Origin of the sequence: Eubacterium sp. 3_1_31 (genome assembly GCF_964249515.1) — a bacterium.
Lineage (GTDB): Bacteria > Bacillota_I > Bacilli_A > Erysipelotrichales > Erysipelotrichaceae > Longicatena > Longicatena caecimuris.
In genome coordinates this window covers 1-26,183 of the sequence record NZ_CAXUBY010000028.1, presented here as the reverse complement: position 1 = coordinate 26,183, position 26,183 = coordinate 1, and the positions used below count along the sequence as shown (strand labels likewise).

Sequence of the window (26,183 nt, the reverse complement as noted above, 5' to 3'; positions counted from 1 at the left end):
TCCTCTTCATTAACCGCATGTTCATTATATTAACGTATGTTGCAACATATGCCTATCAATTTCTTATTCCATTTTCTTCCATATACGATTGTATAATTAAACGAAATCATACATATTCAACAAATCATCTACTGATGTTTGCCGGCGTTCTTCGCCTTCCAGGACCTTTACGATTTTTCCTTCATTTAAAATAATCGTCTTATTGCCATATTCCAATGCCTGTTTCATGTTGTGTGTAATCATAAGCGTCGTAATATGATGCTCTTTCACCATACGCTCTGTGATGTCCATCACTTGTTTGGCCGTTTTCGGATCTAAAGCCGCTGTATGCTCATCAAGCAGTAATAATTTCGGTGTTACGATGGTTGCCATTAAAAGCGTCAAGGCCTGTCGCTGACCACCGCTGAGCAGTCCGACATTTGTTGTAATACGCTCTTCCAAGCCCAAGCCTAAAGATGCTAATTGTTCAAGAAAGAATTTACGATCTCCTTTCTTGATAGCCTTACTTAACGTCGTACGTTTTCCTCGGCTATACGCCAGTCCCAGATTCTCTTCAATCGTCATATGGGGAGCCGTGCCTTTCATCGGATCTTGAAATAAACGCCCAATCACTCTGGCTCTTTTATATTCGGGCGCATAAGTGATATCCTGACCATCCAAGATGATTTCTCCTGCATCACATTCCAACGTACCACTGATTGCATTTAATAAGGTACTCTTACCGGCACCATTTGTCCCTAACACACTGATGAAATCACCATCATCTATATGGAAAGATAAATGATCCAAAGCAATGCGTTCATTACTGGTGTTTGGATAAAACGTAACACATACATCATTTAAGTCCAGCATGTTTTCTTCTCCTTTTCTTTCCTTTTACATATGGCAATGAAATAGCAAGCGCCACTAATATTGCTGAGAATAAGTTTAAATCACTTGCGCCAATGCCAAATTGCAGAGCAAAGGTTAAGATAAAGCGGTAAACAATAGCACCGCTGATGACTGCCGCAAATTGAAACGGTAATGTCTTTTTACGGAAGAAGGCCTCACCGACAATAATACTGGCAAGACCGACCACCATCATACCGACGCCTCCACTGACATCCGCAAAGTTTTGATACTGTGCAAAGATACCTCCCGCAAAAGCCACAAGCGCGTTCGCTAACGTGATTCCCATGATTTTCATCGCATCGGAATTAATGCTGCTTGCCCGCACCATAGCCTCGTTATCTCCCGTGGCACGAAGACTCATACCAAGCTGTGTTTTTAAAAAGGCATACAGTAAGATCATCAGGAATAATAGTATCACAAGAATTACGAAAGCTTTGGTATTTGCGCCAAAGATTCCCTTTAACGGAGTGAAGATCGTCGTTTTTCCAAAGATCGAAATATTAGGCTGACCGCCCATGATCTTCAGATTTATGGAATACAGTGCCGTCATTGTCAAAATGCCTGCTAACAATGGCTGTATGCGACATTTCGTTTGTAAGATACCGGTAATTCCACCTGCCATGGCGCCTAACACAAAAGCCATGAAAACACCGAGAACCGGATGCCCCATTTGCGCGATGATCGCCGATATTGCACAACCAGTCGTAAAGCTTCCATCAATGGTCAGATCCGGTATATTTAATACCCGAAACGACAGAAAGACACCCAATGACATAATGGAGAAAATCATCCCTAATTCAATTGCGTCTTGCAAAACAGCTAATGACATGCACTTCATCCTCTCTTTAAATTGCTTATTCGCCCTTCATCATAACCAGATTCTCACGGTTTTTCACCGTATCCGGTAACTGGATGCCCAAGGCTTTTAACGTATCTTCATTGATATAAGTGTTTAAATCATCTTTAAATACTTTTACCGGGATATCCGCAACCGCTTTTCCTTTTAAGATTTGATCCACCATTTTCGCGGTTTCTTTTCCCAAGTTCGTATAATTAATGCCGACCGTCGCAAAGCCTCCGTCACTTACCATGGAGTCCGCGCCTGTATATACCGGCACTTTTTTCTTATTTGCAGTTTCAACCAATGCGGTGATAGAACTTGCCACCGTATTATCATTGGGCGCAAAAATCGCATCGCATTGATCGGTCAATACCGAAATGGCGCTTTGAATTTCACTGATATTTTTACCACTGCCTTCCACCAATTTGATATCGTGTTGCTTACAGAATGCTTTCGCTTTCTTTAGGTTTGATACCGAATTTGCTTCACCGCTGTTATAAATAAAACCAAGTGTTTTCATGGATGGATCGATTTCTAATGCTAATGCTAAAATCTGATCAACTTGAATTTCATCACTTGTTCCTGTGATATTTTTATCCGGTTTCTTTAAATCCGTGATCAAGCCGGCACCAATCGGATCACTGACAGCAGAGAAGACAACAGGAATATCCTCACTGTAATTTGCCGCCGTTACCGCTGTTGGCGTCGCTATCGCTACGATTACATCGCTGTTATTACCGGCAAAGGTTGATAATATAGAATTTAGCGTATTTTGCTGATTACCGGCATCTTTAAATTCAAGCTTAATATTTTCTCCATCTTTATACCCTAATGCTTTCATTTCTTCTTTAAAACTGTCACGAATTTCATTTAATGATTTATGCTCTACAATTTGGGCAACGGATACAGTGGGCACCTTTTCATCCTTGCTACTGTTGCCACATCCTGCTAACATCGTTGTTCCTAAGACAGCCGCAGCTGCCATCTTCAATAATTTTTTCATATAAGTTTCCCTTCCTTTTCACATTGTGTTTTATCTTTTCTTCTTGTACGTTATGGTTATAATGTATACACCATCGCCATTCTTCTGCGTTTTTTAACACAATGACCACCTCCCTTTATCAAAAAAAAGCATCCGTCCTAAAAGTCCTCTGACTTCAGGACAGATGCTGTATCATTCATCTGCGGTACCACCTGATTTGGTGTGTTTGTAACTTACACACCCACCTCATTCAAAATGCAATAACATTTCTAGCCTGATAACGTTGGCATACGTCTTGGATACTAAGCTTCCGCGTTTCCCCTTGCCCTCCAGAGTCCATTTACAAAACGGCATCGCTATCCCTTTCCAGCTAATGGGACTCTCTGTAAGCACCTATCTTGTTTTATCTCTCTGTCTTTGGTTTCTTCTAGGATACACCTCTTATTTGCATATGTCAACATTATTTTTCAATATAATTTCTGAAAACATTTTCATTAATGCTGCTTAACTTTCTTATTTTCATTTACCTAACAAAAAATAACCTTCTTTAAAATCCTCTGGATGATCTTTCATAAGAATCCCATAATGACTGCCATATCGTCCGGTATCATTCACTTTTGCGACTTTCACTCTTTCTCTGCCATACTCAATTCCTTGTGCACAACTAGTAAACAGCCTTTCCCTTTGTTCATTCAAACAACTAACTTCGCCATTATCAGAAAGCTTTCCATGCAATACCTTTACACCTACGACACAACGTCCATCTTTCAAATGGAAACATTCTTCAATAACAGCTAAGAAAGGGATGTCCAATTTCTTATAAAACATCTTTTTATAGAAAGGTTCTGTTTTTTCTGCCACATGAATGCCCAATTCACTATGAACATCAACGAAATCTAAATACATCCCTTTTAAATGCTTTCTACTGGCATCTGCTAATTGATCAAACACATCCTTAAGGTTCGTCGCATCTGCGTCTACTGCAACGACATAACTTTGTTGTTCCTCATATATCATCAATTGTAAATATAGTGCTTGAATCGTTTTATCTTTTTTCGCATAGGCTTTCAAAGCCGCTTTTAATTCCTTGGGCTCTTTCGCAGGTTCTCCTATCATCACAGGTTCCTGGGCATGAAGCACGCGCTCACTATGTCCTTTTTCTCTGATTTCCTTTTGTTCCTTTAAAGAAAGAACCAATTCTTTTGGATAGACGATATTCATCCCGTATGGATCTACGACAAATCCTTTTATTTCTTCACTCTGAATGATAATCTTAGCATAATCATCGAACGTGAACGTCAAGGCATGCATCCTATCTTTGTTTGGATATTTCTGCATCTCTTCTCCACTTGTAAATGCCATAAAATATTGATCGCCTTTTGTTGTCGCAAGGGAAGGAAACGTAAACGTCGTTTTTTCATCCAATATTTGTTTCCCATCTGCACCTTCTTTAAGTTCACCGTGAATTACTACTGGCATTAAGAATTTCACCTGCATTAATTCATCATACATATGATTTTCCGATTCCGGTGTCTGCACTTCGCGCAGAACCTGAACACTGTTAAGAAAATCTTGTGCATCTGTTTTAAACTGTTTGTTCATTTTCAAGTTCTCCTTTATTTATGATATGGGTTATGATGTAAGATCATATAAGCACGGTAAAGCTGTTCCAGCACCAAGACGCGTGTCATTTGATGCGTAAAGGTTAAATCTGATAATTTCCAACGCCAATTCGCTCTGTCGATTACCTTTTTACCAGGCCCTAAAGAACCGGCAATCACAAAGGTAATATTACTGGATTGATAAGTCTGTAACTTTTCTATTTTATCAGCCAAGGTTTCACTGTTTATCATCTCACCCCATAGATCAAGCAGAATCACATATTCCTGATCTTTTATTTTTGCTAACAGACGTTCTCCCTCTTTTTCCTTCACCAATGCATTTTGTGCTTCACTATTTGCTTGCGGTGCGATTTCATCATTTACTTCTATAATCTCTAATTTGGTAAAGGGCCGTAACCGCTTTTCATATTCAGCAATTTGTGCCTTCACAAATTTCTCTTTGATTTTACCGACGGCAATTATTTTTATCATGCGTGTTTTCCTTTCCAATAAAATAAATTTTTAATCTTTTCCTTACATGTCTTCCAAAATATGATACCATAAAATAAGTAAAGGAGGAAATCTAATGCGAAAGAAGAGGCAAGGATTCACCTTAATAGAAATTATTGTAGTATTAGTCATTCTGGGAATTTTGCTGGCCATTGCCACGCCTTCTATACTCGGCTATGTTCAAAAAGCAAAAGATTCCCGCCTGTTGCAAGAAGCCAGACATGTCTTGGTAGTAAGTAAAGACTATGGTTTACGACTGCACACGAAGGAAGAATTACAAAATCTGTCGACGGATGAAGTCATGGAAAAGATCATGAAGGATGCCGAAGTAGAAGGCGAATTGCTGGAAATTCATCTAAATAAAGCGCAAGATAATGCCGGTGATTTTATTGTGAAGATTGAAGATAAGTATCTTTCTTACAATGATGAAAAACAGGAATTTTCCTTTTTAAAGAGCTATGATAATGCTTTTGTGAAAGCCAATAAGATTATAAAGCAATTGCTGAATCAAGATAAAGAAGCTTATCAGATCCTGTATTCGTATTATTATAAAGCCGATCAAACGCCGAATAAAACCGGTGCTCTTGATAGTGAAGGGCCTAATTTCGGCTCCAAGATTCGTGCCGAATTAGAGAAGAACGGAATTGATGCAGATGCATATAGTTTTCGTATATACAACGATAACAACAATTGTAAAATAACTATTGCGACAAGGCGTATTACTATAGCAGATGCCCATCAGCAACAAATTGACATCGTGCAGTATGATTATGGAAAAGGCGGTAAGTTTCATACCGAACCGACCATCAAGAAAGGAAAAGTTCCCGTTGTAATTAAAAAAACTGAGGATCAAAGTACCCATCAACAAGTTACGTATCCAGTCCTTGATGTAGAACATGCCACTTGGGAATAAGCACCATTGCAAGGACACTTTGTTTGCTATACACAAAAAAGCAATCTACGCATGAACATTTGATTTTACTGTTCTTCGTAAGATTGCTTTTATAATTTATTTTAATGTAACTTCCTTTGTTTTCTCTTTACCATTGTGTTCATAGACAAGTGTTACCTTATCACCAACTTTTTTACTGTAAAGATATTGACGGAACTGCTTAACATCGTTTACCTTTTTCCCATCAAATGCTAACAATACATCCCCAACTTGAATGCCGGCTCTGGATGCCGGTGAGTTACGTGATACATTCACGATGAATAAGCCTTCATCTTGTTGAATGGAGATGCCCAAATATGCTCTTTCAAATGGCGAAAGTTGTTCCAATGGCGCTACACTGATGCCTAAAATCGGACGTACTACTTTGCCGTTTCTTTCCAACTGTGAAATAATCGGAAGAACCTCATTAATCGGGAGTGCAAAGCCGAAGCCTTCCACAGATTCGTCTGAAATTTTCATCGAATTAATGCCAATTAATTCACCGGCCATATTGATCAATGGACCACCGCTGTTGCCGGGGTTAATAGCGGCATCTGTCTGTAGGACATTCACATCCCAATCCGCGACTCCATTATTATCAATATCCATTTCCATACGACGATCGACACCGCTTATCAAGCCACCAGATACACTTCCCTGATATTCAATGCCTAATGGACTTCCCATGGCAATGACATATTCGCCCTTTTTCACTAAAGAAGAATCGCCCATGATAAAGGATTCTGCCTGAAAATCGACCTTTAGTTTCAATAAGGCCAGATCCGTCAGCTTATCCATACCAACGATTTCACTTTCCACGGATTTGCCATTCGCAAAGGTGACCGTCATCACATCCCCGTTTTCTACCACATGATTGTTGGTGATAATATAAACGGTTTTATCTTCAACTTTATAAATTGCCCCACTGCCGGTTCCAATCGTTTGCCCACGTGATGAGGCTGTAATGGTTACTACCTTATTCTCACTTTGTTCAACCAGTTTTGTCACATCGCTTGTGACATTCACACTGGCCTGTTTGATGTTGTTTGTAGCAGTCGTTGCATCTGTTTGCGGCACCGTTTCCTGTTTCAGCTGAAACACCTGAATGGTGAGTAAGACATTCCAGCCAAGCAGGGCTACCAGAATAAAGGCAACAAAACGTTTCATTCCTTTTTACCTCCATTTCCACTTACATAAATGGAAAACTGATCTGCAGGATATAAGCGCATATGCTCACGATGTATTTGTTTTTTATCGAAGGTCTGTTGTAATGTCCGTAATGCCATATCACGCGTATTTCCTTCTTGTGAGATATGGGCAAGTACGATTTCTTTTGTCGTTTCTTCTGAAATGACCTCGCTTAATATGTTCGCACTGTCTTCATTACACAAATGTCCATAATCATTAATGATACGCTGTTTGACATAAACCGGACGTGACGTCTGCATCAGCATTTCTATATCATGATTACTTTCAAAGACATAATAATCAGCATCACGAATATAATCCTTAACTTCCTTTTTAATATACCCGGTATCTGTCACATAAACCATTTTTTCGTTTTCACATTCAATGACGTAGCCGACAGTGCCCTCACAATCATGGCTCATGGGTAAAACGGTGATATGAAAATCCTTAATATCAAAGCTTTCAAAAGGACGTATGGCATGCAGATGATCGGTTGCGATGTCTTGTGTCGCATAGGTATCAATGGATTGAAACATCTTCATTTGTGATACATGATCGGTATGCGTATGGGTAATCAGAATCGCATCGGATGATAAATGATCATATTGCAGACGCTCAAAACAGGCTTTCAGATATTTGCGGGTACTCCCACAATCAATCACCAGTTTTGTATCGTTATGTTTAATCAGGCAGCAGTTCCCTTTAGAACCGCTTGCCAAAAGCGCAAACTTCATAAATGTTTTACCGTTTCCCTTCTAATAGCTGTCTCTGGCAATGTTAAAGAAAGCCGATATGGATTTCTGAAAGGCCAGTTCCACACGCCCGGTAGCACCGTTACGATGCTTTGATATATCAACATCGGTCTTATCGGTTGCATTCGTGTTCTCTTCTTCTTTATCTTTGTTATAGTATTCATCACGATACAGGAAAATGACAATATCGGCATCCTGCTCGATTGCTCCTGACTCACGTAAATCGGATAACATAGGATGCTTATCCGGACGTGTTTCAACCGAACGTGATAACTGTGATAAGGCAATGACCGGACATTGCATTTCACGAGCAAGTTGTTTTAAGGATCGACTGATTTCAGAAATTTCTTGCTGTCGGTTATCTCCACCGCTACGGCCACTGCCACTGATTAACTGCAAGTAGTCAATCACGACTAAGTCTAAGCCATGCTCACTTTTCAGCTTACGGCATTTGGAAAAGATTTCTCCGACCTTGATATTTGAACTATCATCGACAAACAGCTTGCTTGCCATTAATTCATTAGCAGCTTCATTTAGTTTATTAAATTCTTCATCCATCAGATTACCGCTTCTTAATTTACTGGATTCCACAGCACTTTTCGCACTCAGGATACGTTTCATCAGCTGTTCAGCAGGCATTTCCAAGGAAAAGATGGCAATCGCTCCCGTGTTATAAAAAGATGCATTTAATGCCAGATTCAGCGCAAAAGCGGTCTTTCCCATGGCTGGACGAGCCGCCAAAATGATCAAATCGCCTCTTTGAAAACCATTCGTAATACGATCAAGATCCGTATAACCGGTCTTGATGCCGGTAATATGAGAATCACTGTTGCGCAGTTTGATCAGCTCCTGCATAACATCGGAAATGACAACACGACTGCTTTTAAAATCCGTTGCTTTGCGATCTCTTGTTACATTTAAAATATCACGCTCAGCTTTATCCATAATATCGTCTAAAGAACTTGCCGTGTCAAAACCTTCCTCGGCAATTTCCTGTGCTGTTTCTATTAAACGGCGCAAATGTGCACGGCTTTTAATAATTTCAATATAATACATACTGTTGGCCGCAGATATTGCGGTATCACTCAATTTGATGATATAGTCAGCACCGCCAACCAAGTGCAATTGTTCTATATCCTGCAAACGGGCAATCAGTGTCGTTACATCGACCGGTTTTCCACTATTGGTAATATCCATCATGGCAGAGAAGATCCGCTGATGAATATCGAGATAGAAATCCGAAGGCTCTAAGCCCTGATCATATACAACGCCGCTAACGCTGGGATATACCATCATCCCGCCAAGGATGGCTTGTTCCGCTTCATTACTATGCGGTAATTCTCTGCTCATACTGCCTCCTAACCGTTCACATGAACACGTATTACACCGATAACTTTATTCTTATATAAATCGACTTTCACATCGGTATAACCTAAAGAAGTAATGGCATCGGTATCGATAAACTTACGCTTTTCAATTTTGATAGCATGTACACGCTGTAACTGTTCTACGATTTGTTTGGTTGACACACTGCCAAATACTCTTCCGCCTTCTCCTGTTTTTACATGAAATTCCAAGGTAATTTTCGTAAGTTTTTGTTTTAATGCTTGGGCATCTGCTTCTTTTTGTTTTTCTTCTAAATCATGCTGCAGATTTTGTTCATCTAAGATTTCCATACTTTTTTTGGTAGCAAGCACAGCCAGCTTTTTATTTAATAGGAAGTTACGGCCATAACCGTCACTAACTTCCACGATTTCACCTTTTTTACCTACTTTTTTCACATCACTTAGCAGTATTACTTTCATCCTTTGTTTCCTCCTTGTTTTCTTCTATATATTCATCAATCTTCTTTTTCAATTCTTCTTTCAACGCTTTTACACTCGTATCCTTGCGTTGTAAAGCTGCGGCATTAAAATGTCCGCCTCCATGCATCTTTTCCATGATCACCTGGACATTCACAACACCCTTACTGCGCGCGGAAATACCACATTCGTTCTCATTAATACGCGCAATAACAAAACTTGCCTCGACACCTTTGATTTCCAGCATACTGTCAGCTGCTTGCGACATCAACGTACGGTTGACTTGGGCATCTTTTTCCACTGCGGCAATGATGATATTATCCGCATAGGTCTGTGAATAATTCATTATTTCCGTCTTCGCCGCAAAATCGCGGAAGTCTTCTTTCAACATATTTTCTGCTGCTATCGGATCAATGCCAAGTTTTTTCAGATATGCTACAGATTCAAAGGTACGGCTTCCGGTACGATTACGGAAACGATTCGTATCGACTAAAATACCGACATACATCAACGTAGCTTCTTCCTCACTCAGATTTACGCGATTGGTCTGATATGGCAGGAATTCGGCTGCTAATTCACAAGTGGAGCTGGCGCTTGTTTCTACATATACTAATAATGGATTTCCGATAAAATCTTCACTTCTTCGATGATGATCAATCACAATGATGCGATTGGCAGCTTCCAATGTCAACGGTGCACCGGTTTGTTTAGGATTATTATGATCGACAACAATTAGCAAGTCTTCATCTTCGATCATTCTGGCAGCTTCCTCATCTTGTAGAAAGCGATGGCGCCCATTGAAGATATCTTCATATTCCGTTAAAGCTTGTGCTAATTGCGGTTCTATTCCTGACGATTGCGAAACGATATAGCTTTCTTTATTATAAGCAGTTGCTAAACGTGACATGCACAAAGCAGCCCCCATACAATCAAAATCCATATCCCGATGTCCAATCACGAATACCCGTTTTGCCTCCATGATCGCCTCACGAATAGCCTGTGACATCACGCGGACACGAACTTTTGAACGTTTTTCCCTAGCTTCACTGTTTCCGCCATAATATTTTACACTTTCTCCATATTTTTTCACAGCGGCCTGATCGCCGCCGCGACTCTGCGCCAATTCCAGCAAATCACTGATCATCGTATCCAGTTGGGCAAAGTCATCCGTGCCACGTGCAAAGGCCATACTCAAGGTAATGGAAACATCGATATCCTCAGCATTTTTACGAACTGTATTTAAGATTGCAAACTTATCTTCAACGACTTGCTGATATATTTTTTCATTTAAGACAACCAAGAAACGATCACTGCGCAAACGACGAATCAGCATGCCATATTTATCTGCCCACTCAACCAATGGCTGACGCAGACAAGTATTGATCTGAGCCATCTTGGTTTCATCCTCATATTGTTGAATTTCCATGTAATTATCCAGTTGCAGCAGTCCTGCGACAATACCATCTTCCTGAAATTTTTCGGATATCCTTGCAAACTCGGTAATATCTTTCACAAATAATACTTGCCCGTTTTCTTTACGAGTTATTTCATAAACATATTCACCATCATGTGCGGTAATACTGTCAACTTCTCCTTGAAAAAGTTCTGTGATATCGCCAATCCAGCTGGTAAGCTTCTTTCCAACGATATTCACACCGCGCTCTTGCAACAATTCACTCATCCAGGTAGCGCAGTATTGCTCATCATATGTGATAATACCCATTTCTCCTATTAAAAGGGCATCCTTTGCATCATGTCCAAGAATTCTGGATATATCGATATCTCGCTGTTCTCGATCACTTTCAAACCAATAGACGACCCAGATGACAACCAAAGAGTTGATAATCACCAAAATCAGCATCGGTAAAATTTTAACGCCTTCAATATCCGCCATAAATAAGGCAAATAAGGCAACAAACTGTGCCAGTATGACGATTCCAATCTGTACCTTAATGTTCTCCAGACGTTCCATGTACCACACCTCGTTTCAGTACTTCTAACCATATGCCACGCAGATCGACAATCATATCCAAAACACCGATGATAGCAATTGCACCTTGTACATATGGCAGAAACATGCCTATGATGACAAATAATAAGAAGATGCGTTTACGAAACAACAATAGGATACAAAGCAAGGTCATAACACCATAACCGATTGCAAAGATTCTCGCTGCTCCATAGACACCTAGTAATAGCCCATAGACATCTTGGTTTAATTTTAGCACATTTCGCACTAAAAATAGAACCCATATCATTATTATTGTATATCCGACACTTTTGGGAACCTTAATTTCAAAAATGCTCTTCATTGCTCTTGTTTCGATATGCATGCGTTTTAATACGACATTGGCAATCATATGAATGCACATTGTCTGTAAAACCGTCATTAAGATCGCACTGCCAATCACAACATACGTCACGATTTTGGCAAGTGGTATCCCAATATCAATATGCATGAAGTCTAACAGCATCTTCACCATTTCCACATCTTCCGCCGGATCATAGCCAAACATTGCCGCAAATAATACGGTAGTAATCAGATAAGAAACAAACGTGAATATCCCTGTCCATAGTAACAGTGTTCCATTCTTCCATTTCTTTCTTATCCCGGCACCATAAACGATGCCTACTACATCACAGCTAAACAGATAAAAGATCGTTGTCGGAGCGGCAATCATAAAGCTTAACAGAACCATACTGATGGCAGGAACGCATGCACTTTTTACTCCATAGCGTGCGGTATACATTAAAATCGGAAAGGTTAAGACCCAATACATGACCATTTCTAGCATACCGGCTAATTGACGGTTGATAAATAATAGCATACCGACAATCGCAACCATCATCGCACCTTCGGTCATCTTTTTTGTTTGGTTGTTCATAAGTGCTCCTCCTTTCTTAAGAGAAAAACCCCCATCTGCCAAAACAGCTGGAGGTTTCATTAACACGAATATTATTCGCTTACGTAAGGCAGTAAAGCCATCTGACGTGCACGTTTGATAGCAGTAGCCAGCATACGCTGATATTTTGCGCGTGTTCCGGTTACACGTCTAGGGATGATCTTTCCGTTTGCGGAAATAAATCTTTTTAATAATTCAACATCTTTATAGTCGATGTATTCGATTTTGTTTTTTGTGAAATAGCAAACTTTCTTGCGTCCCATACGCTGTTTCTTGAAAGCCATAGTTTATCTCCTTTCTACCAATTAGAATGGTAAATCATCACTGGCGATATCCAATGTATCGCTGGATGCAAAGTCACTGGAGTAGGACGGTGATGCATTATCGCTCTGATAGCCTTGATTTCCTGCATCATAATCAGGTGTGTAAGCATTAACGGCTGCAGCACTGTTGGTTCCCTTAGGCTCCAAAAATTGAACAGAGTCTGCGACAACTTCGGTCACATAGACACGTCTTCCACTCTGGTCGTCATAGCTGCGTGTCTGAATTCTTCCTTCCACTCCAACTAAGCTTCCTTTATGCGTGAATTGTGCCGTATTATCAGCAACTTTATTCCAGCACACACAGTTGATAAAATCCGCTGTCGGCTGTCCTTCGGTCTTAATTCTGCGATCACATGCTACAGTAAAGGATGTTACGCTGGCTCCTGTTCCAGTCTTACGTAAAACCGGATCCTTTGTCATGCGTCCTACTAATACTACACGGTTGATCATTGTCCATCATCCTTCCTGTTTCTTATTCTTCGTCCTGTGTTTTAACGATCATATAACGTACGATGTTGTGGTTGATACGTGCTAAACGATCAAATTCATGAATGCCTTCATTGTTAGCAGTCACATTGATAACAACATAGTAACCTTTGTTCATGTGTTTGATTTCATATGCGAACTCTTTTACGCCCCACTCGTCTACCTGATCGATAGTTCCGTTGTGGTCAGTGATGATCTTATGTAATCCATCCATCACTTTCGTGCGTGCTGCGTCTTCTAAAGATGCGTTCACAATGTACATGATTTCGTATTTTTTCATTCTGTACACCTCCTCATGGTCTCATGGCCCTGCCTCATGTGCAGAGCGGGGAGTAGAGATTTCTACCCGTTTATTGATTATAGCATTGTTGCTTTTGAAATGTAAAGGGATATTTTAAAGTTTTCGTATTTTCTCTTCTTGGATCATCTCATGTCACGCTCAAACGATACCCTTTCTTTCTCGAAGCGTTCCTCATGGCTGCTCACTTAGACTTCCACGCTATCTAGCCTCATTCTCTTCCCCTTAGATAAATCCTTTTTTATCATCGATAGAATTCACTAAAATTTTACCTTTTTTTGCTTATTTATAGTATGATATATAGAAAGATACTCACTCAATGATCGAAATGATGTATAGGCAGGAGGTGTCTTCCATGCAGAAAAAGCTGATTCCCACCATTCTGATACTCTCCCTCATCCTTTCCGGTTTTTTATCTTTAAACGCTATCAGAAACATGCAGGGAAATGCCCGCGTGGTTAATTATACCGGTGTTGTCCGTGGAGCTACGCAACTTCTGGTGAAACAGGAAATGGCAGGCAAAACAAATCATGCGCTTATTCAAAAGCTGGATGGAATCCTAAACGAATTACAAACAGGTGATGGACCAAATGGATTAACACGCCTGGATGATGAAACCTACCAAAAACAGCTGCAGGAGCTTGAAAAAGATTGGGCTGTAATCAAGGAGGAAATTAAAGAAGTCCGCAAAAGTAAGGATACTGCCGAATTACTACGGTTAAGTGAACAGTACTTTCAAGCCTGTGATGATGCCGTAAAAGAAGCTGAAATATATACCGAGCAACGCGTCTCTTCGATCATGCGGATACTGATGGTACAAATTCTTCTTTGTTTGGCAATTGTTGCTTTTGTCGCCGCCATAACTTCACGAATGCGTAAACGCCAACAAGAAATGGAAAAGGTGGAAATTGAGAATCGTAAAAAAAGTGAAGCCTTATCGCTGTTGGCGAAACAATTACAGGCTCCGATGAATGAAATATCCGAAACTTTGTATATTGCCGATTTAGAAACTTATGAATTATATTTTTTAAATGAAGCCGGCCAGCGTTCTTTCCATACAAAAGACTTTTACGGACGCAAATGTTATGAAGTTTTGCAGGGAAGAACTTCGCCTTGTCCGTTTTGTACAAATCCGCAATTGGATGAAGGCAAAATTATCACCTGGGAATTTTCTAATCCCATCTCTTTACGCCATTACCTGTTAAAAGATCGTCTCATTGAGTGGGAAGGACGTAAAGCACGTATGGAAATTGCTTTCGACATGACCGAAAATGAGAAAGAGAAACAACAATTACAGAACATGCTGGATGCGCAAAATATGATCGTCCGCTGTGTTCATCATCTATATGAAAATCAAGATGTCACAAGCAGCATTCATGCCGTGTTACAAGCCGTCGGCAAATTCTTTACAGCGGATTGTACGTACCTTATCAGTATTGATAATCAGATGCCGTTTGCTAATCAAGAATGGTGTGATGCCCATATCGCTTCTCGCAAACAAGATTTTGCTAAACTCCCGCAAGCCGTTATCCATCATTGGCTTTCGGCCTTTAGTGAAAAGGGGAGCGTTATCATCAGTGATCTTGCGGAAATAAATAAGCTCTCTGAAGAAGAATATCAGATATTACAAAACCATAACATCCAACGTATGGTAGCTGTTCCATTAGAAAGTAATCATCAGATCATCGCTGTCTTAGGAGTTGACAATCCAGCTAAGGACATGATGCAAAATATTACTTCGATGTTACAAACCTTGTGTTACTTTATCATGCTGACCATCAAACGAGATCAAGCAGAAAAGAAACTGGCTCATTTAAGCTATCATGATGAATTAACTTCGTTCTATAATCGCAACCGATACATCGAAGATGTAAAACATATCGCGCACTCTCATCAATCCGTCGGTGTCGTTTATCTGGATATCAACGGTTTAAAAGATATTAATGATAAGTATGGACATGCCCGTGGCGATGAGCTTATCATCGAAGCGGCTTTACATATGCGACGTGTCTTCCCACAGGCCGATATTTATCGTATCGGAGGAGACGAATTTGTTATCATATCCACAAACCTGAGCCAAGATGTTTTCCAGCGGCAAGTCCGTGAACTGCGAGGTTCTATCAAAGATCAGGAAATGCTGAAGTTTGCTTTGGGCAGCCGTTGGTCACCACAGGCGGATGGCATCAATGATTTTATTGCCGAAGCAGATGCCTGTATGTATGAAGATAAACGTGTTTTCTATCGGAATCGTCAAAATACAAAGCGTTATCGTCATTATAATGATGAATTGTTGCATCTTTCTGACCCCAACACGTTACAAGCAGAAATAGCTATGCACCATTTTCACGTGTATCTGCAATCAAAAATTCGCTCGACAAGTGGAGAAGCGTTTGGGGCCGAAGCTTTGATACGTTATGAAGACCGTGATGGAACCATAATATCACCAGGGGATTTTATGCCCCTGCTAGCCGAGCATCATCTGATTTCCGTGATTGATTATTACATCTTTGAACGCATCTGTATGCTCATTCGCGAGTGGCTGGATGCCTATGCCACGATTGTCCCGATTTCCGTTAATCTATCCCGTCAAACGATGATCAAAGCCACCTTACTTCAGGATTTATTAGCTATCTGTCAAAAATATGAAGTAGCTCCATCCTATCTGGAAATTGAAATCAGTGAACATGGCGATCATCTTTCTGATAAAGACCTTATAACTTTGATACATGAATTAAAACATCATGGTTTTAGAATATCGTTAGATGATTTTGGTACTGAGTATGCCAATCTGGCATTATTATCCGCTGCTCCATTTGATGTCTTGAAACTAGACAAGAGTATCATCAATGAATTAGACAGTAATCCACGGACGCAAAAAATAGTAACTGCCATCATGAAACTATGTGAAGAATTACATATTACAATTATCGCTGAAGGTATAGAAACACTGCAACAGCTGCAGACCCTCACATCCTGCGGTGTAACACTTGTTCAAGGCTTTTATTACAGCATTCCTTTACCTGTTGATGAGTATCAGCGTAAGTATATGCACCCCAAATCCTAATCACATTTCCCTCCATCCTGTCTTATATTAGTAAGCTGCCACAAGCTTTCTCCAATATAGGGCAGGATGTTTTTTTTAGGATAAATGAAAGAAAACCGCAACTTCTATGAAAGAGAATGATTTTGTGAACTATCTTTTTTTCAAAGTCGGGTGTATAATAAAGAACCATAAGAAATAAGGGGTAAGGTGATGTCATGCAACAGGAGAAAACCAAACAGAAAGGATTAATGACAGAAGGTGTTATATGGAAAGAGTTATTATTATTTTCCGTGCCGCTTTTATTAGGCAATTTATTCCAACAGCTTTATAATGCGGTGGATTCTGTCGTTGTTGGTAATTATATAGGTGCACAGGCCTTAGCTGCTGTTGGCAGCAGTGCTCCCGTTATTAACCTGCTTGTCAGCTTTTTCATGGGGTTATCGGTTGGTGCTGGAGTTATCATCTCTCGTTATTTCGGCGCTCGTAATATGGAAAGCTTACAAGACAGTATCCATACTTCTTTGGCCCTTACTATGACAGCCGGTATCTTTATGACCTTGTTTGGAATCATCTTCTCTCCAACCATATTGCGTTGGATTGGAACTCCATCAGATGTTATGAGCAGTTCTGTTTTGTATCTGCGTATTTATTTTGGTGGTATTCTATCCGTTATGTTGTACAACATGGGCAGTGGTATCCTGCGTGCTGTTGGGGATTCTAAAAATCCATTATATTTTCTGATTGTATCCAGTATCACCAATATCCTGCTGGATCTATTGTTTGTCATCGTGTTTGATATGGGCATAGCCGGCGTAGGCTGGGCGACCTTAATTGCTCAAACCATCAGTGCCGTGTTAACCCTCTTATTACTCATCAAAACGAAACAAGAATATAAAGTCACCTTAAAAAAGATTCGCTTTCATAAAGATAAGTTGATTGAAATCATCCGCTTAGGCTTACCGAGTGGTATTCAAAACGGCGTTGTTTCCTTTTCAAACGTTATCGTGCAAAGTAATATCAATGCCTTTGGCTCTTTAGCGATGGCTGGCTGTGGTGCTTATACCAAGATTGATGGCTTTGCCATTTTACCGGTGATGAGCTATTCTATGGCTTTAACAACCTTTACCGGACAAAATATGGGAGCTAAGAAATATGACCGTGTGAAGCAAGGAGCACGCTCTGGTATCATCATGTCCCTACTCACAACCATCGCCATCTCAGCCTTATTGTTAATATTCGGTGAGCAGGTATTATCCATCTTCTCTGATAATCCTAAGGTTATTTCCTATGGTTTGTATATGATGCATGTATTAGCTCCATTTTATATTTTCCTTGCTATTTCTCATGCCTTTAACGGCATCATCCGCGGTGCCGGTATTACCACGATTCCTATGATTGTCATGATTACTTGCTGGTGTGGAATGCGTATGACCTGGATATTGGCAAGTGTTCCTATCTTCCATGATATCGGAGTTGTCTTTATGGGCTGGCCATTAACATGGGCTGCCAGTGCTTTATGGCTCTTCTTATATTATAAAAAAGGCAATTGGATGAAGCGTTCCATGTATTAACAAGTCTACTTACATTCAGAAAAAAAGCTGATGTTTCTATGTTTCTTACCAATAAAGGTATTACATATACATCAGCTTTTCTTTTGCTTATTTTAAATAATTATTGCTTATGAATTTTATAGGCAGTGCCATTATGAATTTACTCTTCAATACCATATTCACGTTCTAAATATTCATCATAGCTCATGCGGCGATCAATGATGCCATCCTCGCGAATTTCAATAATACGGTTTGCGATTGTTTGAATGAATTGATGGTCATGAGAGGTAAAGACCATCTCTCCCTTAAAGTTAATTAGGCCATTGTTTAAAGCCTGAATGGATTCCAGATCCAGATGGTTGGTAGGATCATCCAGCAACAATAAATTCGGTGCTTCCAACATGCTTTTTGATAACATACAACGAGCACGTTCGCCTCCGGATAACACATTGACAGGTTTTAAGGCTTCTTCCCCACTAAACAACATTCTTCCTAAGAACCCGCGAATATAACTCATATCATCAATACTCGTGTACTGGCTCAGCCAGTCACAAATACTTTCTTCCCCTTCAAAATAAGCAGCATTATCATCAGGGATATAGCTTGGTGTAATAGTTTGTCCAATTTCTACTTTCCCATTATCCGGTTCTATTTCTTTTGCCAGAAGTTTTAATAATAATGAAGTTTGCAAAGGATTGCCGATCAGGGCAATCTTATCCCCATTCATTAAAGAAAACGAAATGTTATGCAAAAGTTCTTTCCCTTCAATCGATGCACAAAGATCTTCGACAAATAAAATGGCTTTTCCTGATTCACGTTCCGGCTTAAAATCCACGAAAGGATATCTTCTGGTAGATGGCTGTAAATCATCCAGCGTAATCTTATCTAAGATTTTCTTACGTGAAGTTGCCTGTTTCGATTTTGCGGCATTCGCTGAGAATCGGGCAATAAAGGCTTCTAATTCCTTAATCTTTTCTTCTTTTTTCTTGTTTGCATCTTTCATCTGTTTTGCCAGCAGCTGACTGGATTCATACCAGAAATCATAGTTACCGCTGTAAATCTTAATCCCTCCGAAATCCACATCGGCGATATGTGTACATACCTTGTTTAAGAAATGACGATCATGCGATACGACGATGACGGTACTTTCATAATTGATCAAAAAATGCTCCAGCCAGGCAACGGATTTTAAATCTAAACCATTGGTAGGCTCATCTAACAACAGTGTATTTGGCTTGCCAAACAATGCCTGCGCTAACAGAATCTTAACCTTTTGTGCAGGCGTCATGGCTGACATCAATTCTTGATGTAAGCTTACCGGTATATCCAGCTGTTCCAAAAGATTGGCTGCTTCACTTTCCGCATTCCAGCCATCAAGATTCGCAAATTCTTCTTCTAATTCTCCGGCTTTTACTCCATCTTCATCGGTAAATTCGCCTTCTTTTGTGTACAAGTATTCTTTTTCTTTCATGATGGCATATAAGCGTTCATTTCCCATCATCACGGTTTCTAACACCGGAAATTCTTCAAACTTGTAATGATCCTGTTCCAGTGTAAAAACCGTTTCATTCGGTCCGGTAAAAACATCTCCGGTATCCGGCTTTAATTCACCACTTAACACTTTTAGAAAAGTACTTTTACCGGCTCCATTTGCGCCAATTAACCCATAGCAATTACCATCCGTGAATTTTAAATTTACATCCTTATATAATGTGCGTGCACCAAAACGCACGCTCACATTGTTTGTCCCTATCATATAGAACCTCCATTTTTCATGCCTGTGCATTATAGCATGTGTCTTTCAGAAATACAAATACACAAAAAAAATGCTTATGCTTCTCTTAAAAAAAGATGCTCCGTTTTTAATGTTTCAACATTATGTTTTCTATGATTCTTCATATTCTTTGTATCGTAGATATGCGATGGTTTTGATAGCCCTGCTTGTACTTATTGGTTATCATTTGATATTTCCTTATTGCCCTAAACTTTTTTCTTCGTTAAAAAGAGAACGACCATCCATCGTTCCCTTTCATATCCTATGATTTCATATAACTATTTCCTATGGAATCAGCAAGCAAATAGAATATGCTGCATGCGCAATCGTCCACATCCAAAAGACTTCATCAAATAGTGATTCCTAAAGCTCAGTTTTCTATTTCCCTGCAATATCTTCAATTGTCGTAACCTTCATATTCCCATAACTGCCTTCTACCACATACACTTCATGATCCCCACAAAGTTCCATGATCTGTGCATCATCACTAGCTTGCAGCTGTTTTTGATATGCCTTGTGATACGCTTTTAAAATCGCACTTGTTCGAAAAGCTTGTGGTGTTTGTGCCTGATATAAAGTAGCGCGCTGCGGAGTCGTTTTCACCTTTCCATCCTCCACTACTTTAATCGTATCTTTCACCGGCATCATGAGCAAACAAGCATCATGCACTTGTAAGCTTTCAACAATACGATCAATACAATCCATGGTCAGCCACGGTCTTGCCCCATCATGAATCAATACATGTTCACACATCACCGCTTTCAAGCCATGATACACAGAATCTTGACGAGTTGCCCCACCTTGTACAAACACGATGTTCCCTTGTGTACATAGCTTCATAAAAACTTCGATATCTTCCTTACTGGCCACTACGATAATTTGATGACACCGTGTATCCTTTTGAAAGACCTGGATGGTTTCTTCTAAAATCGTATGTCCGTTTTTTAATTTAAATAGCATTTTATTATACCCCAAACCCATCCGGCTGCCGCTGCCTGCTGCTACGATAAGTGCTGTATATTCTATCATATTCTTAGCCTCCCGCTTTTCATTGTATGATTGCCTATGGCGTTGATTTTTCACAATTATATCATATATGTAATCTATTTTTAAAAAGAATATTGCAAAAGCTATGCTATAATGATACCAGATGTTAAAATCAAGGTATCATATACATAGAAAGAGGGATAAAGATGTATAAAGAACGTAGAAAAGCCTTAGCAAGCGCTCTTCCGGATACAGCAATTGCTTTGGTATGTAGTGGAAAAGCCCCTTACAAAGTCGGTGATGAAAAGTATGATTTCTCAGTTGATCGCAGCTTTTATTATTTAACCGGATTAGATAAAGAGAACATGGTACTTGCCATCATCAAAGTTGAAGGACGTGTAAGTGAGTATTTATTTATTGAACGTTATGATGAAGAATTGGCAAAATGGGTAGGCGGCAGAATCATGCCTGAGGATGCCGCAAACATCTCCGGTATCCAGGAAATCTATTGGCGTGAAGAAGCCATGGATACCATAGGAAGTGTCTTATCACGTTATTTTAGTGGTTATGCAAATGTTGATGTATATGCGGATTTCACGAAACAAGAAGCTGAACAGGCGGATAGTGAAGCGCATATTTTTGCACGTAGTTTACTGCAAAGATATCCACACATCGTTTTACATGATCTGGCAGGATACATCAGTGCACTGCGTTTGGTTAAGGATGAAGATGAATTGGCAAAATTACAAAAAGCCATTGCGGTGACAAAGGAAGCCATTGAAAATATGATGGCTCATGCGCATGCTGGCATGGGAGAATACGAATTGGAAGCTTATTTTGATTTCGTCTTAAAATCAAATAACTGTCTGCATTCTTTCCCATCCATTGTGGCAGGAGGCAAAAATGCAACTATCCTACATTATCAGGAGAATAGTCAAAAAATCAAAGACCGCTCTTTGGTTTTATGCGATTTAGGGGCAGCTTATTCTTATATGAATGCCGATATTACACGCACCTTCCCGATAAATGGGAAGTTCACAAAACGCCAACGTCAAATTTATGACATTGTTTTAACAGCTAATAAGATGATCATGCAGATGGTAAAACCAGGTATAACCTTACGTGATTTAAATAATGAATTGATTAAATTTTATCATCAAGAATTAAGTAAACTTAATTTATTAAAACATGGAAAAAGTGTTGCCGATTATTATTGGCATGGAGTTTCCCACATGCTTGGCCTAGAAACACATGATGTCACCTTGCCAAACTATAAACTGCAGCCTGGCAATGTCTTTACAATTGAACCCGGCTTGTATTTAGAGGAGGAAGGCATTGGCATACGCATTGAAGATAATGTGCTGGTGGTGGAAGATGGCTGTATCAACTTAAGCAAAGATATTATCAAAGAACCGGATGAAATTGAAGCCTTTATGGCGGCTCATGCCAAATAAATCCTACGTGCAATCGTTAAGAAAGGGGTATACACATGAAAAAAATTTATGCAGAATTTAAAGAATTCATCATGCGTGGAAACGTGCTTGACTTGGCTGTTGGTGTTATCATCGGTGGTGCTTTTCAAAAAATCATTGGTTCTTTGGTGAATGATATCATCATGCCAATCATTACGATGATTACCGGTGGCATTGACTTTTCCAACTGGTTTATCGCCCTGGATGGCAACACGTACACTTCTTTAGCAAAAGCACAGGAAGCAAATGCATCTACCTTGAATTATGGTGTCTTTTTAACAGAGGTCATTAACTTTCTCATCATGGCCTTTGTAATCTTCATGATGGTCAAAACAATGAACTCCTTAGCGCGTAAAGCCCTTCGAAAAAAAGAAGAAGAAGCAGAAGCACCTACGACAAAAATTTGTCCTTTCTGTAAATCAGAAATCGCTATCGAGGCTACACGCTGTCCACATTGTACCAGTGCATTGCCTAACGAAGAAGAGGCAGCTGATGAAGTGGCAAGTGAATAGACGAATAACTTTCTGAATGAACATAAATACATCAAAAGAAAACTGGAACTTCCTATCGTAAGACATTCTGCTTATAGGATTGTTTCCAGTTTTTTATTTCTGATTTTATTTATTTTTACGATGCTGAATGTGATAACTACAGCTCATCAACAAACGATTTGGTAAAAAGCGTGTCGCGATATAAGAGGCTTTCATCAACATGCCGGGAATGATCAGTAACTTTTTTTCTAACATACGGCGTATGGCAATTGCAGCTACCTCTTCGCTTGTTTTTCCATCCATTAAAAACTTAACATTTGCCACCTTATCGAATTCGGTTCTCACCGGTCCCGGGCATAATACCGAGATGGAAACATGACTGCCTTTTTTCTGCAGCTCTTTCCATATCGCCATCGACAAGCGAAGTACATAGCTCTTGGTCGCATAATAGGTTGCCATCAACGGTCCCGGTAAAAAAGCGGCGGAGCTGGCTACATTTAAGATATAGCCTTTATCACGACGAATAAAATCCTTTAAAAAGAGCTTGGTAAGAATATGCACCGCCTGTATATTAGTTTGCACCATCTGTAAATCTTTATCTAACTCCGTTTCATGAAATTCCCCATAATCTCCAAAGCCGGCATTATTGATCAGAATATCAATAGGTTCATGGACAAAGCGTTGGTATAACGCTTCACAGTTCTCACGTTTTGAAACATCTAAAACAACCACTGTAACATGTACTGGTAATTCCTTTTTTAGTTCCATCAAACGTTCTTTTCTTCGTGCAACCAGAATCAAATCAACTTTGGCCTTTGCCAGAACTCTGGCCATATCTCTTCCAATCCCACTGCTGGCGCCGGTAATTAATGCTTTCATAACATCACTTCCTTATGTCTTTACTATAGCACATTTTTTCGGTTATAACGCTCATTTCCTTCTAGGTTTAGAAAAAGGAGGTTAGACCTCCACGAGATGCTGTTTTAGTTTTCTGGTTACTTCTTCCATGGATGTGCAAGAAGAAATCACTTCTTTAATCTTTGTATCCGCTAAAGTCTTATTCCATTGTTTTAAGACATTATGAACGATGTGCAATTTATCTTCCTGCTTCAGATCATGAAACCAGAAGATTTCATCAATGACGCTTAAAAATGATGCAGGCAACTGTCGAGATAAGATTTGTTCCAGACTTTGGGTTTCTTGAAAATGCAATTCATTGCCACTTGTTAGCGTGAAATCACCATTCAAGATCATGATACAATGACGCAGATCCACCTTGTAAATATCATGTTCCATATACCCTTTTTCAATGGATTGACGTAAGAATTGCAGCTGTGCTTCATGCGCCATATGCAAATTCATGATACATACGATCGTATAGGGATTGCGTCTTAGTAAAGATAAATTATGCGCAAAGTTTTGTTCAAAGGCTGCCATATCAAAAGTTACCATATCTTCCTGATTAAAATAAGTGCGGTTAAATTTTTGCATCAGTGTCTTCTTCCCAACCCCGGGATTTCCTAAAAACAGCCAAACCCCTAAAGGACGTTGGGTAATCACGCCCTGCTCGATCCATTGTAACTGGGCAATCAATTTATCAATAACTTCTTCCTGTCCAATCAAGGATTCTTGCAGCTGCGCCTTTAACAATTGTACACGATCAACACTGGCAAGCGGAATCGCTGTAAGCTTTTCCACAACATCTTTAACCATTTCTTCATTGACTTGATGCGTATTGCTCGCTTTCGCACTGACACAGGATAAATCTAATACATCAATCGCTTTATCCGGAAACTTACGCTGTGGCATATAATAGTCACAATACGCGACGATTTTCGCTAAGATATCCATCGGAATATGCACCTGATGAAAATCCTCATATTCTTTTACCTTAACCTTTAACATTTCCAATGTTTCGCTTTGATTTGGTTCTTTGATCGTGATAATTTGGAAACGTCGTTCTAAGGCTCGATCTTTTTCGATATATTTTTCATATTCTTCCACTGTTGTAGCACCGATACATTTAATCAGTCCACGCGCAAGATATGGCTTTAATACACTGGATACATCAATGCTGCCTTCTGACTTACCTGCACCAATCATCTGATGGATCTCATCAATAAAAAGGATCACATTCGGATATTTCTCTAACAGGCGAATAATATTTTGCAATTTCTCTTCAAAATCACCGCGATATTTCGTTCCTGCTACTAATGAATTCAGATGCAGTTCATAAATACTGGCATTGCGTAAGGATGGCACCTGATTTGCCTGTATCATCCCAGCAAGCTTTTCCACTAATGCGGTTTTCCCCACACCGGGTTCTCCGATCAATAATGGATTCGCCTTATCTTTTCTTGACAATACCGAAATCATAAAAGAAAGTTCTTTATCTCTACCTATAATATCCTGATTTAAACCACAGGTATTTAGATTCCGTAATTCATTTACTTTATCCAATTCATTACGTCCCCCATGTTCCATCTGCATCAGCAATACATTCTCATCAATATCATAGCGATGCAAGATTTCCGTAGCCACACAGCTTGCTGTCTGCAGCAGTGCTAAGGATAAGGATTGTACGTCCATCACTTTCGCTTTTTTATGCTGTGCAATCTGCATGGCACGCTCTAAGATATCATCGACGACCTGGGTGATCTGGATTTCATCCACACTTTGATCACGCAAGCCAAATAGTACCATTAAATCTTCTTTCATCTGATAGTAACAAACACCCTGTGCACTGATTAACTGACATAACTGAGTCTCACTATCTTTTAAGATTGCCAGTAATAAATGCTCGCTTCCTATATAGTTGTTTCCCATATCACGCGCCTCTTCACCTGCGCTTTTCATGATATTTGTCACCTGTTTATTTAAACGATATTTCATATCTTCACCATCCGTTTCCATATAGCATATGATTTCTCTTGGTTGCTTTTGTTAGTATGGACTGCCAAATTCATTTAAAACGCAAGAAAGAAGTCTAAATCTTTCGATATCTTTATTGTATGAATTCAAGAGAAAGGATATGATAAACTCATAGAGAGGTATGAATGAATATGAACATAAAAGATTATGCAAAAAAGATAAACAAGGAAGCCATCTATTGTTGCTATGACACTTATATGGAAAATCCGAAAGAAGATGAAAAAGGTGATTGATGATGAATTGGCGAATCATCACCTTATCGCCAGCATGAAACTATTTCAAGCATAATAAAATAAAATTTACAAAGTAAAAGACTGCTCACCGATGTGATATGATTCCACCTCCGTGGAGGGTTTGTCAAGAAAAGTGTGTAAGTAAAATTGATTAAGACATCTATTTAAGATATTTTTCAATACGAGATGTAAAA

23 protein-coding genes are annotated in these 26,183 nt (G+C 39.5%); 5 read left to right on the top strand and 18 right to left on the bottom strand.

The genetic code is table 11. The annotated features are described in order from the left end of the window. Positions 1–96: 96 nt before the first annotated feature. From ACESSZ_RS11230 to rlmH, 5 genes are all read right to left on the bottom strand, one after another. A complete protein-coding gene (locus tag ACESSZ_RS11230; protein ID WP_008690427.1) occupies positions 97–852 on the bottom strand; it encodes an ABC transporter ATP-binding protein in 756 nt (251 codons plus the stop codon). Further along, positions 836–1,720 (bottom strand): ABC transporter permease, encoded by an 885-nt coding sequence (locus tag ACESSZ_RS11225; RefSeq protein WP_412596337.1) that lies wholly within the window; start codon positions 1,718–1,720, stop codon positions 836–838. The genes ACESSZ_RS11230 and ACESSZ_RS11225 overlap by 17 nt, the downstream gene beginning before the upstream one ends. A 25-nt stretch (positions 1,721–1,745) precedes the next feature. After that, complete coding sequence (locus tag ACESSZ_RS11220) at positions 1,746–2,735, bottom strand: ABC transporter substrate-binding protein (RefSeq protein WP_008690425.1); 990 nt, start codon at positions 2,733–2,735, stop codon at positions 1,746–1,748. Between the two features lie 498 nt (positions 2,736–3,233). Next, positions 3,234–4,316, bottom strand: coding sequence for an enhanced serine sensitivity protein SseB C-terminal domain-containing protein (locus tag ACESSZ_RS11215; protein ID WP_499842810.1), 1,083 nt, complete (start codon positions 4,314–4,316; stop codon positions 3,234–3,236). A 14-nt stretch (positions 4,317–4,330) separates the two neighbouring features. Next, positions 4,331–4,807 (bottom strand): 23S rRNA (pseudouridine(1915)-N(3))-methyltransferase RlmH, encoded by a 477-nt coding sequence (rlmH, locus tag ACESSZ_RS11210; protein WP_008690423.1) that lies wholly within the window; start codon positions 4,805–4,807, stop codon positions 4,331–4,333. Between the two features lie 94 nt (positions 4,808–4,901). Here rlmH and ACESSZ_RS11205 point away from each other — a divergent pair, with 94 nt between their 5' ends. Then, positions 4,902–5,738 (top strand): type II secretion system protein, encoded by an 837-nt coding sequence (locus tag ACESSZ_RS11205; RefSeq protein WP_499842809.1) that lies wholly within the window; start codon positions 4,902–4,904, stop codon positions 5,736–5,738. A gap of 96 nt (positions 5,739–5,834) precedes the next feature. Here the strand turns inward: ACESSZ_RS11205 and ACESSZ_RS11200 are convergent, their stop codons facing one another. From ACESSZ_RS11200 to rpsF, 9 genes are all read right to left on the bottom strand, one after another. Further along, positions 5,835–6,923, bottom strand: coding sequence for a S1C family serine protease (locus ACESSZ_RS11200; RefSeq protein ID WP_008690419.1), 1,089 nt, complete (start codon positions 6,921–6,923; stop codon positions 5,835–5,837). Then, the gene (locus tag ACESSZ_RS11195; protein WP_008690417.1) at positions 6,920–7,678 is read right to left on the bottom strand and encodes an MBL fold metallo-hydrolase; all 759 of its coding nucleotides are present in this window, start codon (positions 7,676–7,678) and stop codon (positions 6,920–6,922) included. Before ACESSZ_RS11195 ends, ACESSZ_RS11200 begins: the two co-directional genes overlap by 4 nt. A gap of 21 nt (positions 7,679–7,699) precedes the next feature. Continuing rightward, a complete protein-coding gene (gene dnaB, locus ACESSZ_RS11190) occupies positions 7,700–9,046 on the bottom strand; it encodes a replicative DNA helicase (protein ID WP_008690414.1) in 1,347 nt (448 codons plus the stop codon). A gap of 8 nt (positions 9,047–9,054) precedes the next feature. Beyond that, the gene (gene rplI / locus ACESSZ_RS11185) at positions 9,055–9,501 is read right to left on the bottom strand and encodes a 50S ribosomal protein L9 (protein ID WP_008690412.1); all 447 of its coding nucleotides are present in this window, start codon (positions 9,499–9,501) and stop codon (positions 9,055–9,057) included. Continuing rightward, a complete protein-coding gene (locus tag ACESSZ_RS11180; RefSeq protein WP_008690410.1) occupies positions 9,479–11,470 on the bottom strand; it encodes a GGDEF domain-containing protein in 1,992 nt (663 codons plus the stop codon). Before ACESSZ_RS11180 ends, rplI begins: the two co-directional genes overlap by 23 nt. Then, positions 11,448–12,383, bottom strand: coding sequence for a DUF2232 domain-containing protein (locus tag ACESSZ_RS11175; RefSeq protein WP_008690408.1), 936 nt, complete (start codon positions 12,381–12,383; stop codon positions 11,448–11,450). Before ACESSZ_RS11175 ends, ACESSZ_RS11180 begins: the two co-directional genes overlap by 23 nt. Positions 12,384–12,454: 71 nt before the next feature. Then, positions 12,455–12,685, bottom strand: coding sequence for a 30S ribosomal protein S18 (gene rpsR / locus ACESSZ_RS11170; protein ID WP_008690406.1), 231 nt, complete (start codon positions 12,683–12,685; stop codon positions 12,455–12,457). A 21-nt stretch (positions 12,686–12,706) separates the two neighbouring features. Further along, on the bottom strand, positions 12,707–13,174 hold the full coding sequence (gene ssb / locus ACESSZ_RS11165; RefSeq protein WP_008690405.1) for a single-stranded DNA-binding protein: 468 nt from the start codon (positions 13,172–13,174) through the stop codon (positions 12,707–12,709). Between the two features lie 22 nt (positions 13,175–13,196). Continuing rightward, positions 13,197–13,490: a 30S ribosomal protein S6 gene (rpsF, locus tag ACESSZ_RS11160; protein ID WP_008690404.1), complete on the bottom strand. Its 294-nt coding sequence runs from the start codon at positions 13,488–13,490 to the stop codon at positions 13,197–13,199. Between the two features lie 373 nt (positions 13,491–13,863). Between rpsF and ACESSZ_RS11155 the strand changes: the two genes are divergently transcribed. Both ACESSZ_RS11155 and ACESSZ_RS11150 read left to right on the top strand, forming a co-directional pair. Next, entirely contained in the window at positions 13,864–16,572 is a 2,709-nt protein-coding gene (locus ACESSZ_RS11155) for a sensor domain-containing phosphodiesterase (protein WP_008690403.1), read from the top strand. Positions 16,573–16,766: 194 nt separating this feature from the next. Further along, positions 16,767–18,122: an MATE family efflux transporter gene (locus ACESSZ_RS11150; RefSeq protein WP_008690402.1), complete on the top strand. Its 1,356-nt coding sequence runs from the start codon at positions 16,767–16,769 to the stop codon at positions 18,120–18,122. A gap of 139 nt (positions 18,123–18,261) precedes the next feature. Here the strand turns inward: ACESSZ_RS11150 and ACESSZ_RS11145 are convergent, their stop codons facing one another. Beyond that, the gene (locus ACESSZ_RS11145) at positions 18,262–19,857 is read right to left on the bottom strand and encodes an ABC-F family ATP-binding cassette domain-containing protein (RefSeq protein ID WP_008690401.1); all 1,596 of its coding nucleotides are present in this window, start codon (positions 19,855–19,857) and stop codon (positions 18,262–18,264) included. Between the two features lie 396 nt (positions 19,858–20,253). Then, the gene (ispD, locus tag ACESSZ_RS11140; RefSeq protein ID WP_008690400.1) at positions 20,254–20,904 is read right to left on the bottom strand and encodes a 2-C-methyl-D-erythritol 4-phosphate cytidylyltransferase; all 651 of its coding nucleotides are present in this window, start codon (positions 20,902–20,904) and stop codon (positions 20,254–20,256) included. 164 nt (positions 20,905–21,068) lie between these two features. Between ispD and ACESSZ_RS11135 the strand changes: the two genes are divergently transcribed. Beyond that, positions 21,069–22,316, top strand: a complete 1,248-nt coding sequence (locus ACESSZ_RS11135; protein WP_008690399.1) for an aminopeptidase P family protein — start codon at positions 21,069–21,071, stop codon at positions 22,314–22,316. 44 nt (positions 22,317–22,360) lie between these two features. Beyond that, positions 22,361–22,846, top strand: a complete 486-nt coding sequence (gene mscL / locus ACESSZ_RS11130; RefSeq protein WP_202800589.1) for a large conductance mechanosensitive channel protein MscL — start codon at positions 22,361–22,363, stop codon at positions 22,844–22,846. Positions 22,847–22,951: 105 nt separating this feature from the next. On the opposite strand, the gene ACESSZ_RS11125 is transcribed toward mscL, so the two are convergent. After that, positions 22,952–23,704: an SDR family NAD(P)-dependent oxidoreductase gene (locus ACESSZ_RS11125; protein ID WP_008690396.1), complete on the bottom strand. Its 753-nt coding sequence runs from the start codon at positions 23,702–23,704 to the stop codon at positions 22,952–22,954. 81 nt (positions 23,705–23,785) lie between these two features. Beyond that, positions 23,786–25,717, bottom strand: coding sequence for an AAA family ATPase (locus tag ACESSZ_RS11120; protein ID WP_026006748.1), 1,932 nt, complete (start codon positions 25,715–25,717; stop codon positions 23,786–23,788). Positions 25,718–26,183 lie beyond the last annotated feature (466 nt).